The organism is Streptomyces sp. NPDC051563, assembly GCF_044454225.1.
Taxonomy (GTDB): domain Bacteria; phylum Actinomycetota; class Actinomycetes; order Streptomycetales; family Streptomycetaceae; genus Streptomyces.
Genome location: NZ_JBITDL010000074.1, coordinates 1 through 1942 on the forward strand (window position 1 = coordinate 1; position 1942 = coordinate 1942).

At 64.7% G+C, this 1942-nt stretch carries 1 protein-coding gene; it reads right to left on the reverse strand.

All coding sequences use genetic code 11. The annotated features are described in order from the left end of the window. Positions 1–1915: condensation domain-containing protein (locus ACIA8F_RS39110; RefSeq protein ID WP_399385812.1), on the reverse strand; the 1915-nt coding region annotated here is incomplete at its 3' end. Positions 1916–1942 lie beyond the last annotated feature (27 nt).

Sequence of the window (1942 nt, forward strand, 5' to 3'; positions counted from 1 at the left end):
ACAACCCCGGGAACGACAGACTCGGCACCTCTGCCGCCGTGTGATTCCACTCCGACATCACCCGCCGACGCTCCACCGACGACAGAACGTCAACCGCTCCCAGCGGCTGGTCGGGATCCGCGACAACGGCCTCCAGAAGCCGCACCAGACGCGCCACGATCGCTTCCGCCGACGCCCTGCCGAACAGGTCGGTCGAATATTCGAGAGTTCCGCTGAAGCCCTTGGAGGGTCCGGTGCCGTCAGCTGCGTCACGAATCGAGAACGCCAGGTCGAACTTCGAGATGCCGGACCGAACAGGCTCGTCTCCGATCCTGATGCCAGCGATGTCCCAGGCAGCCTCGACGTTGTTCTGGAACGCCAGCATGACCTGGAACAGCGGATTGCGATCAAGAGAGCGGTCGGGGTTGAGTGCCTCCACCAGGCGGTCGAAGGGGAGGTCTTGGTGGTTGTACGCGGTCAGGTCGGTCTCCCGAACCCGCCTGAGCAGTTCACGGAAGCTCGGGTCACCGGAAGTGTCGGTACGCAGCACCAACGTGTTGACGAAGAAGCCGACGAGATCATCGAGGGCCTCATCCGTTCGCCCCGCAATGGGCGACCCGATCGGAATGTCGGTACCCGCGCCGAGGCGCGTGAGCAACGCCGCGATACCTGCCTGCACGACCATGAAGAGCGTGCACCCGTGTTCCTGTGCCAGCTGCTCAAGGCCACGGTGCAGATCACGATCGCACCGGAACGCCACGACCTCGCCCTGGTGGCTCTGGATCGCCGGCCGAGGCCGATCCGTCGGGAGCTCCAGGACGTCTGGCAGCCCATCGAGCACTCGAGCCCAATACGCGAGCTGGTGTGCGTACGCGCTCTCCGGATCACCGGTCTCACCCAGCACGTCGCGCTGCCAGAGTGTGTAATCCGCGTACTGCGCCAACAACGGCGCCCACCTCGGGACGTCGCCCTTCAGCCGAGCCTCGTACGCCGATGACAGGTCCTTGGCCAAAGGAGCCATGGACCAGCCATCACACGCGATGTGGTGCATGACCAGCAGGAGGACGTGTTCCTGCGGCCCCAGCACGAACAGCGCGGCACGAACAGGAAGATCGGTCTCCAGATCAAAGGTCCGCCGCACGGCCTCCCTGAGCGAACCACTCAGGGCGGACTCGTCCATCTCCCTCACATCGAACTCGAGCCGCACCTCATCCGGCCCAAGAACATGCTGGTACGGCTCGCCGTCCACCTCCGGGAAGACTGTTCGCAACGCCTCATGACGACCCACCACATCGACGAGAGCCGCTCGCAACGCGCGTGCGTCCACGACGCCCGACAAGCGAAACGCCGAGTATTCATTGTACGTTGAGTTGGGACCCTCAAGATGGTCCAGGAACCAGAGCCGGCTCTGGGCGAAGGACAAGGGAAGCAGACTCGGACGCTGCTGCGCCCGGAGTGAACTCCGGGACTCGGGCGCATTCCCAAGGGCGTTGCTCAGCTCGCCGGGAGTGGAAGCGTTAAATAGAGCGCTGATTGTCAGCTCGACGCCGAGCATCGTGCGAATACGGCTCACGAGCCGCGTTGCCAATAGGGAGTGGCCGCCCAGGTCGAAGAACCCGTCGTCGATGCCAACCCGCTCCAGTCCGAGCACCTCCGCGAACAGACCGCACAGGATCTCCTCCTGCGGCGTCCGGGGCGTCCGCCCGGCCATACCGACTGCGTAGCGGGGAGCCGGCAGCGAGTTTCGGTCCAGCTTCCCATTCGGTGTAAGCGGGAACTCGTCCATCTGCACCACCCCTGCGGGCACCATGAACTCTGGCAGCGACTGGCCGCAGAAGGTCCGCAGAAGCTGCTCGTCTACTTCTACTCCTCCGTCGCTGGTTGCCCGGGTCACGTAGGCGACGATGCGCTTGTCTCCGGGCTGGTCCTCGCGCACGGTCACCACCGCGCGGGCAACGGATTC